16 protein-coding genes and 1 tRNA gene are annotated in these 12,678 nt (G+C 69.3%); 8 read left to right on the top strand and 9 right to left on the bottom strand.

The genetic code is table 11. The features are described from left to right. Window positions 1-110 precede the first annotated feature (110 nt). Window positions 111-419: a hypothetical protein gene (locus ACH4KB_RS35695; protein WP_398070896.1), complete on the bottom strand. Its 309-nt coding sequence runs from the start codon at window positions 417-419 to the stop codon at window positions 111-113. A gap of 399 nt (window positions 420-818) precedes the next feature. On the opposite strand from ACH4KB_RS35695, the gene ACH4KB_RS35690 reads away from it, so the two are divergent. Next, entirely contained in the window at window positions 819-1,319 is a 501-nt protein-coding gene (locus ACH4KB_RS35690; protein WP_398070894.1) for a hypothetical protein, read from the top strand. Between the two features lie 37 nt (window positions 1,320-1,356). After that, window positions 1,357-1,821: a sulfite exporter TauE/SafE family protein gene (locus ACH4KB_RS35685; RefSeq protein WP_398070892.1), complete on the top strand. Its 465-nt coding sequence runs from the start codon at window positions 1,357-1,359 to the stop codon at window positions 1,819-1,821. 45 nt (window positions 1,822-1,866) lie between these two features. Here the strand turns inward: ACH4KB_RS35685 and ACH4KB_RS35680 are convergent, their stop codons facing one another. Continuing rightward, a complete protein-coding gene (locus ACH4KB_RS35680; RefSeq protein WP_398070890.1) occupies window positions 1,867-2,742 on the bottom strand; it encodes an excalibur calcium-binding domain-containing protein in 876 nt (291 codons plus the stop codon). 354 nt (window positions 2,743-3,096) lie between these two features. Between ACH4KB_RS35680 and ACH4KB_RS35675 the strand changes: the two genes are divergently transcribed. After that, complete coding sequence (locus ACH4KB_RS35675; RefSeq protein WP_398070888.1) at window positions 3,097-3,786, top strand: phosphotransferase; 690 nt, start codon at window positions 3,097-3,099, stop codon at window positions 3,784-3,786. An 83-nt stretch (window positions 3,787-3,869) separates the two neighbouring features. On the opposite strand, the gene ACH4KB_RS35670 is transcribed toward ACH4KB_RS35675, so the two are convergent. Continuing rightward, window positions 3,870-3,943 (bottom strand) — tRNA-Ala (locus ACH4KB_RS35670). A 78-nt stretch (window positions 3,944-4,021) separates the two neighbouring features. Here ACH4KB_RS35670 and ACH4KB_RS35665 point away from each other — a divergent pair. Together ACH4KB_RS35665 and ACH4KB_RS35660 are read left to right on the top strand one after the other, a co-directional pair. Then, window positions 4,022-4,597: a hypothetical protein gene (locus ACH4KB_RS35665; protein WP_398070886.1), complete on the top strand. Its 576-nt coding sequence runs from the start codon at window positions 4,022-4,024 to the stop codon at window positions 4,595-4,597. A gap of 56 nt (window positions 4,598-4,653) precedes the next feature. Beyond that, complete coding sequence (locus tag ACH4KB_RS35660) at window positions 4,654-5,067, top strand: nucleotidyltransferase domain-containing protein (protein WP_398070884.1); 414 nt, start codon at window positions 4,654-4,656, stop codon at window positions 5,065-5,067. Between the two features lie 1,464 nt (window positions 5,068-6,531). Here the strand turns inward: ACH4KB_RS35660 and ACH4KB_RS35655 are convergent. After that, on the bottom strand, window positions 6,532-7,401 hold the full coding sequence (locus ACH4KB_RS35655; RefSeq protein WP_398070909.1) for an endonuclease/exonuclease/phosphatase family protein: 870 nt from the start codon (window positions 7,399-7,401) through the stop codon (window positions 6,532-6,534). Window positions 7,402-7,974: 573 nt separating this feature from the next. Between ACH4KB_RS35655 and ACH4KB_RS35650 the strand changes: the two genes are divergently transcribed. Further along, entirely contained in the window at window positions 7,975-8,409 is a 435-nt protein-coding gene (locus tag ACH4KB_RS35650) for a hypothetical protein (protein ID WP_398070882.1), read from the top strand. Between the two features lie 289 nt (window positions 8,410-8,698). Here ACH4KB_RS35650 and ACH4KB_RS35645 read toward each other — a convergent pair whose 3' ends face one another. The 3 genes from ACH4KB_RS35645 to ACH4KB_RS35635 form a co-directional block, all read right to left on the bottom strand. Further along, window positions 8,699-8,956: a hypothetical protein gene (locus ACH4KB_RS35645; protein WP_398070880.1), complete on the bottom strand. Its 258-nt coding sequence runs from the start codon at window positions 8,954-8,956 to the stop codon at window positions 8,699-8,701. A 176-nt stretch (window positions 8,957-9,132) separates the two neighbouring features. After that, window positions 9,133-9,423 (bottom strand): DUF397 domain-containing protein, encoded by a 291-nt coding sequence (locus ACH4KB_RS35640; RefSeq protein ID WP_398070878.1) that lies wholly within the window; start codon window positions 9,421-9,423, stop codon window positions 9,133-9,135. Between the two features lie 92 nt (window positions 9,424-9,515). Further along, window positions 9,516-9,710 carry a hypothetical protein gene (locus ACH4KB_RS35635; RefSeq protein ID WP_398070876.1) on the bottom strand — a complete coding sequence of 65 codons (195 nt, stop codon included), beginning with the start codon at window positions 9,708-9,710 and terminating at the stop codon, window positions 9,516-9,518. A gap of 153 nt (window positions 9,711-9,863) precedes the next feature. Here ACH4KB_RS35635 and ACH4KB_RS35630 point away from each other — a divergent pair, with 153 nt between their 5' ends. Further along, on the top strand, window positions 9,864-10,616 hold the full coding sequence (locus ACH4KB_RS35630) for a DUF6879 family protein (RefSeq protein ID WP_398070907.1): 753 nt from the start codon (window positions 9,864-9,866) through the stop codon (window positions 10,614-10,616). Window positions 10,617-10,641: 25 nt separating this feature from the next. After that, a complete protein-coding gene (locus tag ACH4KB_RS35625) occupies window positions 10,642-11,487 on the top strand; it encodes a helix-turn-helix domain-containing protein (protein WP_398070874.1) in 846 nt (281 codons plus the stop codon). Between the two features lie 32 nt (window positions 11,488-11,519). Here ACH4KB_RS35625 and ACH4KB_RS35620 read toward each other — a convergent pair whose 3' ends face one another. Next, window positions 11,520-11,711 carry a DUF397 domain-containing protein gene (locus ACH4KB_RS35620; protein WP_398070872.1) on the bottom strand — a complete coding sequence of 64 codons (192 nt, stop codon included), beginning with the start codon at window positions 11,709-11,711 and terminating at the stop codon, window positions 11,520-11,522. Next, a complete protein-coding gene (locus ACH4KB_RS35615; RefSeq protein ID WP_398070870.1) occupies window positions 11,711-12,556 on the bottom strand; it encodes a helix-turn-helix domain-containing protein in 846 nt (281 codons plus the stop codon). Before ACH4KB_RS35615 ends, ACH4KB_RS35620 begins: the two co-directional genes overlap by 1 nt. Between the last annotated feature and the right edge of the window lie 122 nt (window positions 12,557-12,678).

The raw sequence follows: 12,678 nt of genomic DNA, 5'->3' as shown, positions 1-12,678 counted from the left end.
GGGGCGGGGGCGGGCCTGGCGATCTACACGGTGTCGCACGCGCTGAGCGGCTGAGCAGCTGAGTGCCCCGTCGGCCCGCCCTCGGCGGTGAGGGCGGGCCGACGGGCGGTTCAGGGGTTCGCGCCGCGCCGCGTGACGGCCCAGGAAGCGGCGGCCACGCCGCCCGCGACGGCGAAGACGGCGGGCCAGGCGCCGACCTTCTTGGCGAGCGGGTGCGATCCGGCGAAGGCGGCGACGTAGGCGACGGTCAGCCCGGCGGCGGCACGGGGCCCGGCCTGGCGGTTCCACTCGTACGCGGCCAGCGACCCGGCGGCGGCGAGCGCGACGCCGCCGAGCGGCCGCTTCCTGGTCCACCGGGCGACGCCGTAGCCTCCGACGAGCCCGCTCGCCGCCACTGCCGCTGCCGGAATCTCCACCATCGCCGCCACCATCGCTTCCTGTACGCCGTCGAGCCACCTGTGGTTGGCTCCCCCCGCCCGAGGCTAGCGTTCGATCGATGCGGACCGGATGCGGGCCCGGCACCCCGGGACGCGGATCGGCGTGCTCCCGGGAGCCGGCCACGACGCCCACCTGGACAACACGGCTGCGTTGTACGGGGAGATGGCGGCCTTCCTCACGTAACCGCTCCTGGCTGATCGCGGGGCCCCCGCGTGAGGGCGGGCCGCGGTGCCCTGTGCCGGGCCAGGTAGGGTCTGGACCCTTCGTACAAGGGGGGTCTCATGCTGTTCCGTAACACTGCCCGCACCGCCGCCGGTCCGGGTGACCGTGTCGGCGCTCACCGTCCGGGCCGAACCGCTTGGCGTACAGGGGCACTTGCCGTGGTCGTGGCCGCGGCACTGGTGTCCTGCACCCAGGCGTCGAGCGGCGGCGGCCCCGGCGGGGACGTGCCGGCCGCCTCCGCGGAAGCCGCGGTGGGCCAGGAGCGGATCGCGGAGGACACCGAGAACGCGGACCGGGCCGAGCGGGAGGCCGCCGCGGAGGAGCCCACCGCCGTGCCCACGCCCGGCCCCGAGCGGGTCCGCGACGCCTTCGCGACGCTCCAGGCGACGCTCAACGACACCTGTACCCCGGGCGCGGGCGACTGCGCCTACTTCCTCGGCCGGGTCACCCAGGAGCTCACCGAGCTGGACGAGGCGATGCGGGCGGACGGCAAGGGCCCCGGCCACTTCAAGCAGCCGCTCGCCGACATGAAGGTCCTGTTCGACACGCTGGGCGACGACCGGTCCGAGGCCCACCTGGAGAAGTACTTCTCCGAGATCGTCGGCACCCGTGACGGCATCAACACCTGGATGCAGGACCACCCGGACGACTACCGCTGACAGGAACCTCTGCGCGCGCCGGGGCCATGTCACGTGGGTGAGCGAGGGAAGCGTGGACCTGCTCGAAGTGCTCGGCCTGCTCGCCGCCGCGACCGCGGCGGGCTGGGTGGACGCGGTGGTCGGCGGTGGCGGGGTGCTGCTCATCCCGGTACTGCTGCTGGCCTTTCCGACGTACTCGCCCGCGGTGGCGCTCGGCACGAACAAGATCGCGGCGGTCATGGGCACCGCGACCGCCGCGTACATGTACCAGCGGCGCACCGAACTGGACCGCTCGGTCCTCCTGCCGGCAGCAGGACTGGCGATCCCCTTCGGCGCGTTGGGCGCGCTGTCCGCGTCGAGCGTTCCCGCGAGCTATTTCCGGCCGGTCATCATGGGCCTGCTCATCACGGTGGCGCTCTTCGTCGCCTTCCGGCCCGACTTCGGGGTCCAGCAGCGGAACATCGTCGTCACCCCGCGCCGCCGCAACGCCGCGATCCTCGTCGCGGGCGTCGGCATCGGCTGACGGGTGATGGTGGCCGCTGACGGGGGCGGGGCGGGGCATTGCGGCTCACTCGCAGCCGACGCCGTCCCCGTCACGGTCCAAGTGCCGCCCGTAGCCGGGGTCCCCGGTCCGGATGGGGGCGGCGCCGGCGTTCCGTACGGCGGTGCAGTTCGCGTAGGAGACGCTACCGCCGCCACCGCCCCCACCACTCGTACCGCTTCCGTCGGAGGAGGAGCCGGACTCGCCCCACGGCTCACAGCCCACGCCGTCGCCGTCGCGGTCCAGGTGGGGTGCGTAGCCGGGGTCGCCCTCCTCGACGGGAGCGGCCCCGGCGGCGCGGGCGGCGTCGCAGTTCTTGTAGTACGCGGGTGCCGGGTCGGTCGTCTCCGGGGCGGGCGCCTCCGGGGCGGGGTTCGAGGCATTCGAGGCGGGAGTCGGAGTCGTTTCAGCGGCGGCGGCGGTGACGGTGATGCGGACGACGGCGGTGGCGGCGGGGACCTCAGAGCCCTTCACGAGGACCTCGTACGTGAGCTTGTCCTCGCCGGCGTACCCGTCCCCGGCGGTGTAGGTGACCGTGGTCCCGGACACCGATGCGGAGCCGTGGGCGGGCTCGGTGTCGATGCTCAGGGTCAGTTCGGCGGGGTCGTAGGTGTGGAGCAGCGCGGCCCGGTCCCCGTTCTCCAGGGTGACGGAGTCGTTGTCGAGGACGTCCACGTCCAGGCTGTTGCCCGCGTCCATGCTCTGCTCGTCGTCCATGAGCGCCAGCGCCCGGTCCACGGAGGCCGAACCGGCCGACGCGGCGGCCTTCCCGCCCTCGTCGTCCGTGGTGCCGTCATCGCCTCCGCACCCCGTCAGGATCAGCGCGAGCGCGCCCGCTCCGGCCGCTATCCGGATGCGAAGGACCCCGCGCGCGGGCCGCCGTGACTGCTTCCTCTTCTGCATGTGTTGCCCCCAAGGCCGAACGCTGTGCTGTGGAGCAGCCGATATTCGCAGCGCGGCCGGGCGTACATCAGGGGCATGTCGGAAGCGAAGCGGAATTGTGATGAGAGCGTGTACAAAACGTGGAGGGAGGAGCGGGGGCGGGGGCGGGCGCGCGGGGGAGCCGAAGGGCAGGAGCCGAGGGGAAGGAGCTGGGGGATTGGCGGGCAAGGGCGACGGCAGCGGGTGGAGCCGATCACCCCGGCCCTTCCCGGAAGGCCACTACGGTGTCCCGTATGAAGGACCGTCCGGCCGATATCGACGAAACCGTCCTGGCCACTGCCCTCGGGGGCACCACTGCGCACCGGCGGCGGCGAGATGCTGCTCCGTCTGACCGACCGGTACGCCGTGAGCGTCTTCCCGTACGTGGAAGCGTCCACCGGCCACTTCGGCCAGGCGCTGGGCCCCGGGGCGCGAGGAATGCTGGTGGAGCGGCTGGCCCAACTGAACACCACACGCGCCCTCTTGAGGGCCCCGGCCCATGACCCGGCGCTGCCGGGTCGCGCGGCGATCGAAGCGGCGCCGGCCGATCCTCAGCGCTTCCGCGCGGATGCGGGCCCGTACGCGCGACGCTGCCAGGCTTTGCTGACCATCAACTCTGCGGCTCTGCGCCCGGCGTTGGAGCGTTACGACAGCGGCACGGCGCAGCTCACGTCCGGTGCGTCGACCGCCACCACCGTGGTCACGCACGGCGAACCCCACCCCGGCAACGTCCTGGACCCCGGAGGCCGTAGCCTCCTGGTCGACTGGGACACCGTCGCCCTCGCCCCGCCGGAGCGCGACCTCTGGCTCGCCACCGACGCCCCGGAGGACCTGTCCCGCTACGCCGAACTCACCGGCCACCGCCCGGACCCGGAGCTGCTCGCGTACTACGAACTCCGTTGGGCGCTGGACGACATGGCTGCCGCGCTGGACATGTTCGGCACCCGGCACCCGGACACGGCCGACACGCGGCAGGCGTGGGAGGGCCTCGTCGACGCGGTGGCCGAGCTGGTGGAGAAGGGGTAGCCCGACCGAGCGCGAAGGGTGACGGCGGACCAGCAGCGGCAATTCGGCGCGCACAGTTCCTGGTGGCGTAGGTTGAGGCGGGATGGGGCCGGCCGGATTCGAACCGGCGTCCTCCCACATGCGGTGAAGGCGCGACAACCGCTGCGCTACGAGCCCCACCCCGGGCACGATCGTACTGGCTTGCTGCCCCAAGAGCTGTGCACCAGAACCGGAATGACGAGATGAGGCGCTGCCGGTGATCGAGCTTCTCGACAACCTGGACGTGCTGTACGAGCGGCACCTCGACCTCACGACGGTCGAGATGGGTGGCGTAGCCCTGGGGGTGCCGGCCATCAGCGTTCCACGCCGGAGCATCGTCCGGGCCCAGTCCTCCGTGGTCGCCCGGTACCGAGGCGGGACCGACAACGACAGCGAGTACTACGACGCCGACGGGCGACGGCTGACCCTCGACGAGGTCGTCGACGACGCTGCCCGGTCGGACGGATTCCTGTACCGCGCAGACAAGATCACGTACAAGGTCCGAGCCGGTACGGTCGTCGGCTGCGCGATCTACGGCCGGCATCTCACCCACTTCGCCCACCTGGCCTCGTACGAGGAACTCCTGGACGCCTTCGGCAGACCCGACCGGGCGTGCGAAGACGAGGCCTACGGCGACCTCATGGGCTACGACAACTACTACTGGGGCGCGCGGAAGCACGTGAGGTGGGACGCCTGGGACGACCGGGTGAGCCTGATCAACCTGGGAGACTTCGAGGGAAACACGGCCCCTGAACCGGATGCGCCGGACGAAGGCCCCTCGTACCGAGGTTGAACGGCGAGGCCATCCATCACAGCCGGGGCGTGGACGTCCGCTGGTAGTTTCCTGCGATGAGCGAGCGACTGCCGAGCGGCGGCGCCGGACTGTCACCCGACGAGATCGAGGCCCTCGACGCCAGGTGGTCGTCCAGCTGGACTCCGGGCGAGGTCGCGCAGCGGCTGGCCGGGGTCAGCGTGCCCTGGTGTGTGGCCGCGGGCTGGGCACTGGACCTGTTCCGGGGCGGGCGGGCGCGCGTTCACGGGGATATCGAGATCGCCATTCCGGAGGCAGGCTTTCCCGAGCTCCGCAGCCGCTTCCCCGGATACGTCTTCGATGCGGCGGGCTGCAAGGCCAAGCACGCCGGCCCGAAGGACCAGAGGGGCTTTGACGCGACCGTCCCGCACCTGAGCCGGGGGCAGCGCGCGACCCTGGCGGAGCTGCTCGCCCGCGTACACCCGGGGCACGCGTGGCTCACGGATCTGTAGCAGGGAACGACTGGCGCAACGGCGCACGGTGGTAGTCCGGTTGCGAGCTGGGTGGTGAGCGGGGGCGCACTTTTCGCGGACGTCGGAGCAGGCCGAGAGCCTGCGGTACCGTGACGACGACATCACGCTCTGTGCGCGCACGTAGGCGGGCACAGGGCGGCCCCCGGAGGTGCACGAACACCCACCCGAGGGCCTAACACCCCCAGTGGAAAGAGGCCACTAGAAGTGCTGCGTCATGTTATCGCGCCCTCATCGGGCTGGACCAAAGCCCCGCACACGGTCGTACGCGACCGGCGGATGAACAGCGATGCGAAAGTCCTCCTCCTGTACGTCCAGGGCCTCCCCGACTCCGCCACGGACCGCCCGCTCGGCGAGCTGGCACGGAAACTGGAGATCAAGGGACGCACGTACCAACTGGCCAAGAAGCAGCTGATCGAGCACGGTTACGTCCACGAGTGGCGGTCCCAGGCCGACGGCGGACGCTGGGCGACGGAGCAGCTGTTCACGAACACGCCGCTGACGAGCGACGAGGCCAGGACCGTACGGGCGACGCTGGAGCCGCACGGCGGGCGCGCGCCGGGAGGGGTGGCTGCCGTCGCTTCGCCTCCGCCGCCGGGTAAGCGGTATCCGACGGTCGGCGGACCGGCTTCCCGGACGGCCGGTGGCTATGAACCGGAGGAAGACCACAGTGATAAGACCACTTCCCACCCACCCTCCGAGCCGGAACGACCGGAACAGCGCCGAGCGCAACCGGAGCGGGAAGCAGAACCACAACCGGAACCGAAACCGGAACCGGAATTGGAATTAGAGCCGGAGCGGGAAGCGGAACCAAGGCCGGGGGTGGAACCGGAACTGACACGGGAGCCCACACCGACACCGAAACGGGAACGGGAACTCCCACCCGCTGCGGCCGACTCCACCCAGGCATCCCGCACTGCCCAGGCATCCCACACTGCCCCGGCATCCCGTCTCGCCCCGGCACCCCACCCCGCTTCCCAACTGGCAAAGGCGGAACGACTGCTGCTGTCACTGCGCCACACACGCCGCGACCTGTTGCTGGGGGTGCGGGAGGCGCGCGGGCTGGCGGTGGAGGCGGTGAAGTGGCTGGAGGGCGGCTTGTCGGAAGAGGATGTGCGGCACGCGCTCCTGGCTGCCAGGCCCGAGGGAGGGGTGCGCTCGGCGGTGGGCTTCCTGCGCCACCGCCTGATCGAGAAATGCCCGGTGACCCCGCTGCCGGCTCCGCCACCCCCACCGCCCGTCAGGGAGCTGATCACCTGCGCGGGCGAGGGCGAGCAGCACGTCTTCCGCCCGCTGGGCGACGAGACGCTGTGCGGGGGCTGCCGTAGGGCGGCGGCGTACGCGAGCTGGATGGTCGACACGGACACGTACGACTTCCCCGAGGACATGCCCTGGAGGCAACGCGTCGAGGCGGTACGGAGGGCCGACACGCTCCGAGCCGCGCACTCACCCCAGGACGACGCGGGCGGCGACGGGCAGGTGGTCGCTGGCGGTGGCGGGCAGGGTGCGGATGTGGCCGACGGTGGCGGAGCGGGCCAGGACCTGATCGATCCGGGCGAGGGGGAGGGGGGCGGGGAAGCTGAAGGCGAAGCCGCGCTCGGCCACGTTCAGGCGTGAGGTGAGAGGCTCCAACCCCCGGTCCTCCACGGTCCCGTTGAGATCCCCGAGCAGAATCACCGTATCGACGCTTTCGGCGGCGATGGCACGCCCGAGCAACTCGGCGCTCTCGTCTCTCCGCTCGGAGGCGAGCCCACCCGCCCCGACCCGGACGGAGGGCAGATGGGCGACGTACGCCGCGACGTCCCCGTACGGCGAATCGACGACGGCACGGACGCCACGGCTCCACCCTTCCGCGATGCTCGGCGGCTTGATGTCGACGACCCGCTCCCCGCTGAGCGGGTACTTGGACCAGAGCCCGACGGTGCCTCGGACGACGTGATGGGGATAGTCGGCGGCGAGAGCCTTCTCGTACACGGACAGCTGCGGGACCACCAGCTCCTCCAGCGCGACGAGATCGCCCCCGGCCTCGATCAGCGCCCGGGCGGTCGCTGCCGGATCACGGTTCTCGTCGCTGACGTTGTGCTGCACGACGACGAGCTCCCGCCCGCCGCCTTCCGCGCCGGGCAGGAGCAGCCCACCGAAGAGATGCACCCAGACCCCGACGGGCAGCAGCACCGCCACCAGCGCGACGGCGGACCGCCGCACCAGGGCGAGTACCAGCAGCAGAACGACGACCACGCCGGCCCACGGCAGAAAGGATTCCAACAGACTCCCGACCCGCCCGACGGCGTTGGGCACCCCCCGGTGGAACGCCATCACCCCGGCCAGCACCACGGCAAGCACGGCGAGGACGCGTCCCCGCCGGCGGCCGTCTCCCGCTCCAGGAACTTCCCGCCCTGCCCCCGACGCCACACCGGGGTCTGCCTGCTCCACCATGTCTTCCCATCCGCTTGGTCCCGCTTACAGGACGAGTGACCGGGCGGACAGGGTTCCGACCCACCACCAGGATCTGGAGCAGGGGGAACAGGGAGAACACGGAGAGAACAAGGCCGCATTTGATTTGGCCCACAGAGGCCGGAGATCATGTCGGCTCAACCCCAGGCACCCGGGAACGAGGCTACGGGAAACGGGGATATCGGGGACGACGGGTAGGGCTTTTACGGTGACGTGGGACGAAGACGATCCCCACCGACGACGGCTTCGGCGGCAACATCATGAAGAGAGACTCGGCTGATCATGGTGGGTTTTGGGGTCCTGAATCGACCAGCCTCAGAAATCAAGCGGCCGTGATTGCGGGAAAATATGATCGAGTCCAGCTTGACTAGCAAGACACGTAAGGCTGCAGCCTGCGTAACCCTCTTCTGCTCGCTTCTTTTGGGGTGTTCCGGGATGAACGAGAATGGTGCCGACGCTCCGGTGCGTGTCAGTTCTGAGGTGCAGGACGAGGTCGAGAAGGTTTCGAGCTCGATCCTGGAGATCCTTTCGCTGAAAGCGAAGAGGACCGAAGTGGGTGCCATGATCTCTCCGTGCGAGGGGGGAACGGTTCGCGCACATCACCCCTGGGGCGTCTACGGGCCTCCCGCCGAGAAGCTGGAAGAAGCAATGGGTAGATTGCGAAGCCAGTTGCCGAAGGGCGGATGGAAGATCGTAATGGACGGCCCAGATGATAGTCGGGCGAAAAGTCCGCAAATTGTCGCCGACTCGGCCGATGGAAAGTTCTCCGTCGATGCTCGTTTTCATGGCGGGCAGAACGATGATCCGGCCCAACTGGAAGTCACCGTTCAATCGGCGTGCTTCCGTCCTGAGTCCGCAGCCACTTCCTGAAGCTCGGTCGGTGTGGAGCAGGGCGGAAGGCAGCATCCGTTGATCGTGGGTCGCCGCGGGTCTGCTGAGTCTGAGGACGGCCAGTGGGCCGCTCGTGCGGACGGAGGGCTGTCGAGCGGAGGTCGACCGCGATGTCGGTGTGACCGGCGGTGCGGAGCTGCTCGATGGCGACTCTGTGCAGGGTCGCAATCCCTCCGGGCCGTGCCCGGCATGAATTTTGGACGCGTTCTAGCGGAAGGCGGTGGTCCGACGAAGCGGCCTATGCGCTGTGAGCCCCCACTGAACGCGCCTACCAGATCGCCTGCGAGGGGAACGCACTCTGGATACCAACTGAGCGCAAGAGAAGCTTAATCGCCGCTAACCGGGCCCCGGTGCCACGGAGGGGGGGCGCCTCGTACATGCTCTTCAACCAGGTGACGGCACCCACCACGTGGGTCCAGGTGCCGTCCGCGGCCGTCTGGTCCTGCCGCATGAGCCAGTGCCCGGTCATGAGGGGCGGCAGCGTCGAGGCGACGAAGGCCCGGGTCTGCTCGGAGTTCAGTTCCACACCCGGACGGCGTAGTGCCTCCTGGCCGTACGCGTCCCTGCTGCCGGTCCACGGACCGTATCCGCGCCAATGTCCTGACCAGGTCATCTGCGCCCTTCGCTGGGGAGAAGGGCCGGTCCGGAGTCTGTCCGGTCCGGCCCACTACGTGGTGCTCCGTGCTCAGGAAGGGAGCCAGATCAGAGCGTCAGCCCCCTCGTCCTGACCCACCCGGTGGCGAAGTCGTCGAGCTCGGCCTCGGTGAAGCGCAGCTCCTTGCCCGCGCCCTCGGGCTTGCTGTCACGGATGACGAAAGAGGCCGCCGCGCCGGGGATGGCGGCGAGGCTCACGCAGGCCTCGTTGGAGCCGCCGGCGTTGCCGCCGCAGTAGGTGGCGAAGGCGTCGGTCGGCGGGATCGGCAGTGCGTAGAGGTTTCCGTTCGTGGGCGAGTCCCTTTCGGCGCTGATGTCGCGGAGATGCGGTCTCCGCACCGTCGTGCTCCTGGCCCCGCCAGGCTGTCGGCCGTCGCGGCCCTATGGAGCCGTGGACGTGGTGGCCGTGACGCTTCTCTGTGTGCCCCGCTTCAGTGCCCCTGAGGGTGTCGCCGCAGCAGCACGTTGCAGTCGGACACCGTGGTCATGTCGCCACCTGCTCGGGCACGGTCCCTCACCGCTGAGAGTTCGGTGCATCCGGCGCAGTCGTCCGCGGGCGCGGGATCGGCCTCCGCGTGGAGTGAAAGCCGTACGGGAGAGGTGCTGTACCTGGTGGGCTCGGTCATGCGGTCCATGGTTGGTCGAGAGGCTCGACCAACACGTCCGATATTCGCGAATATTCTTCCGAGTGGCGTGGTCATCTCTCGACATTCACGCGGAGCTGCGGACAGCCTTGGAACAGAGAAGGGAACACCCTTCGAAGTGAGAGGCGGGGCGTGATGGCACGGCGGTTACGGTTCAACGGCACAGGCAGTGGTGGTTCGGGATGCCCCTCCGTCCATGAGGACGCGGAGAGCGGAGAGGTCATCGTCCATGGACCGCCGCTCACCGATCTTGGCGACCTCGCCCAACTGCAGCACCTGTCCGAAGGAGAGGTGGCCGTGGTCGTACCGCGTGAACTGTTGGTCGACTGGACACCGAAGGACGCGTCCCGGCGGGCCCGGATCATCGAACTGGACGAGTTCGAGACCTTGTTCAGCACGTTCAGTCACTCGGCATGGCGACTGGAAACCCGACGGCGCTTCGCCAGTGACGAAGCCACGGACACCTACCGTCAGTTCGTCGAGACCGGCGGCGTCGACTGGTCCGTGGAAGATCCGTACTGCGAGCTGATCCGTTCCCAGACCGCGCAGGGCAAACGTGTCGAACGGGTGCGGGTCGTTGATCAGCCGCCCACCACGGGACAGCTCTATCTCCTCGACAACGCCAAGCGGAACAGCAGTCTGGGGGAAGACATCCGGAACCTGTGGCGGATGGATGCCGAGCGTCTCCAACTTCCGTCCGAAGACTTCTGGTTGTTCGACAGTCGGCTTGCCGCGAAGCTCCGCTTCGACGACGATGACCACCTCGTGGACGTCGAGTTGACCACCGAGCCGGCCGAAGTCGTCAGATACGCCGCCATCCGTGATGCGGCATGGCACCACGCCGTGCCCTACGAAGAGTTCGCGGCGAAGCTGAGCGACAGCGAGTAACAGCAGAAGGAACAGACGCGTACCGGTGAGCACTGACTTCCAGAAGGCCCGTGAAGATCTGGGGCGACGACTCCGGGCTCTCCGAACGGAGTGTCCCCACGGCCCTCTCACCGGTACCGCTCTGAGTGCCTCTCTCGGCTGGGCGCAGAGCAAAGTGAGCAAGCTGGAGAACGGACGGCAGACGCCCACCGCGGAAGACCTCCGAGCATGGGCCGACGCCACCGGGCATCCCGGGGCGTACGACGAACTGCACGGACGGTTGAAGGGCTTCGAGTCGCACATCCGGTCCTGGCGACGACAGCTGTCGTCGGGGCACCGCCCTGTGCAGGAGACGTGGAACGAGGTGACGGCGGCAGCCCGCGTGCTGCACGTGTGGGACTCCTTCGCCGTGAACGGTCTGCTGCAGACCCCGGACTACGCGCGGCATGTGTTCGAGCTCTACGCGACGCTCCAGAACTCCCCACGCGACACCGAGGACGCCGTACGCGCCCGCATGGACCGCCAGAGATGGCTGTACCAGCCCGGCAGGCGTCTGAACCTCCTCATGTGGGAGGGCGCGCTACGGGCTCAGGTGTGCCCACCGGAGGTTCTGAAGGGGCAGATGGATCGACTGCTGGGCGTTGTCGGTATGGATACCGTCCGGCTGGGGATCGTGCCGTTGGACGCCGCTCTGCGCCTGCCTCCCGCCAACGCGTTCTGGGTCCTCGGCGAGCAACTGGTGATCACGGAGGACTGGCACGCGGAACTCTGGCTGGACGGTGCCGATACAGTCGCCCTGTACCGGCGGGTCTGGGAGTCCCTGCGTGAGTCCGCCGTGTTCGGTGCCGAGGCGCAACACGTCATCGTCCGTGCCCGACAGGCGATTCCGTAGGCATGTCGGGACAGGCTCGACCTTCCGCCGGACTACCGACTCTGCTCCCCCACCCCGCCCACGAACCCCGCCCAGGCGACGCGGCCGATGGATATGTGTGGGCCCTCGGGCCTCGTGGAGTCGCGTACTCCCACGGTCGCGGAGAGGTCGGCGACCTCCACGCACTCCGTTCCACTGCCCCCGCTGTGCGACGACTTGAACCACTGGCCGACGTCGTGGATCATCACAGCTCCTCGCTCGCTCGATTCAGGAGCGCGGCAGACCGTTCGATGCCCAGGGCCTGCGCACGCAGGTACTCGAACGCCAACTTATAACGTGCCAGTTCTGCGGGCTTCTCCATGAAGAGTCCGCCACCGATGATGTCCACGTACACGACGTCGAGTTCGGGTGCCGGTCCGCGGAGCACGACGAAGCTCCCCACTGCCGCCGCGTGTGCGCCCGTCTCGAAGGGCAGAATCTGCACGGTCACATGGGGGCGTCGGGCCTGTTCCAGCAGATGACGCAGCTGCGCGCGCATCGTGTCGCGGCCACCCACGGCGCGGCGGATCACCGCCTCGTCGATCACCGCCCAGATGTGGGGCGGCTCGGGCCGTTCGAGCAGCTCCTGTCGCTTCATGCGGATGTCCACCATGTGCTGGATCTCCTTGTCCGTGCACCGTATTTCGGAGGCACGGTGCACGGCCTCGGCATAGGCGCGTGTCTGGAGCAGTCCGGGGACGTACATGCAGGCGTAGTGGTCCTCGCCGACCACCTCGTCCTCCAGGGTCAGCATGAGGTTCATGGACTCGGGGACGGGGTCCGCGAGCGAACGCCACCAGCCCAGGATCCGGGCGCCCTTGGCCAGCTCGACGAGTGAGGAGCGCTCCTCGTCCGTGGTGCCGTACTCGCGGCACAGCGCGTCCACGGCCGGCCACTTGACCGCACCCTCCTTCCTCTCGTAACGGCTCAGGGTCGCCTTGGAGATGCCGACCAGGGACCCCGCCTCCTCCAGGGTGAGGCCCTTGCGCTCACGCAGGCGGCGCAGGTCCGCGCCGAGTTGGCGCCTTCGGGTGGTGGGTCCGACTGTCATGGCTGTGGTTCCTCACGTCGACGCTTCAGAGCGTGCACGGCTGATTGTTCTCCGGGCAAGCCGGCGCGCGCCGGGGGCGTGCGGCACGGCGAGTGCTCCCGAAGCCTCTGATGAGAGTTCCA

It is taken from the genome of Streptomyces sp. NPDC017520 (genome assembly GCF_044329855.1).
Taxonomy (GTDB): Bacteria; Actinomycetota; Actinomycetes; order Streptomycetales; family Streptomycetaceae; genus Streptomyces.
This window is presented reverse-complemented; position numbering and strand designations above follow the sequence as displayed.

Coding starts and splice junctions, on each gene's coding strand:
- ACH4KB_RS35660 (WP_398070884.1), top strand. CDS start 4,654: ATGAGCGAGCGACTGCCGAGCGGCGGCGCCGGACTGTCACCCGACGAG.
- ACH4KB_RS35620 (WP_398070872.1), bottom strand. CDS start 11,711: ATGATCCACGACGTCGGCCAGTGGTTCAAGTCGTCGCACAGCGGGGGC.
- ACH4KB_RS35650 (WP_398070882.1), top strand. CDS start 7,975: ATGAACGAGAATGGTGCCGACGCTCCGGTGCGTGTCAGTTCTGAGGTG.
- ACH4KB_RS35630 (WP_398070907.1), top strand. CDS start 9,864: ATGGCACGGCGGTTACGGTTCAACGGCACAGGCAGTGGTGGTTCGGGA.
- ACH4KB_RS35675 (WP_398070888.1), top strand. CDS start 3,097: ATGCTGCTCCGTCTGACCGACCGGTACGCCGTGAGCGTCTTCCCGTAC.
- ACH4KB_RS35635 (WP_398070876.1), bottom strand. CDS start 9,710: ATGACCGAGCCCACCAGGTACAGCACCTCTCCCGTACGGCTTTCACTC.
- ACH4KB_RS35615 (WP_398070870.1), bottom strand. CDS start 12,556: ATGACAGTCGGACCCACCACCCGAAGGCGCCAACTCGGCGCGGACCTG.
- ACH4KB_RS35695 (WP_398070896.1), bottom strand. CDS start 419: ATGGTGGAGATTCCGGCAGCGGCAGTGGCGGCGAGCGGGCTCGTCGGA.
- ACH4KB_RS35680 (WP_398070890.1), bottom strand. CDS start 2,742: ATGCAGAAGAGGAAGCAGTCACGGCGGCCCGCGCGCGGGGTCCTTCGC.
- ACH4KB_RS35655 (WP_398070909.1), bottom strand. CDS start 7,401: ATGGCGTTCCACCGGGGGGTGCCCAACGCCGTCGGGCGGGTCGGGAGT.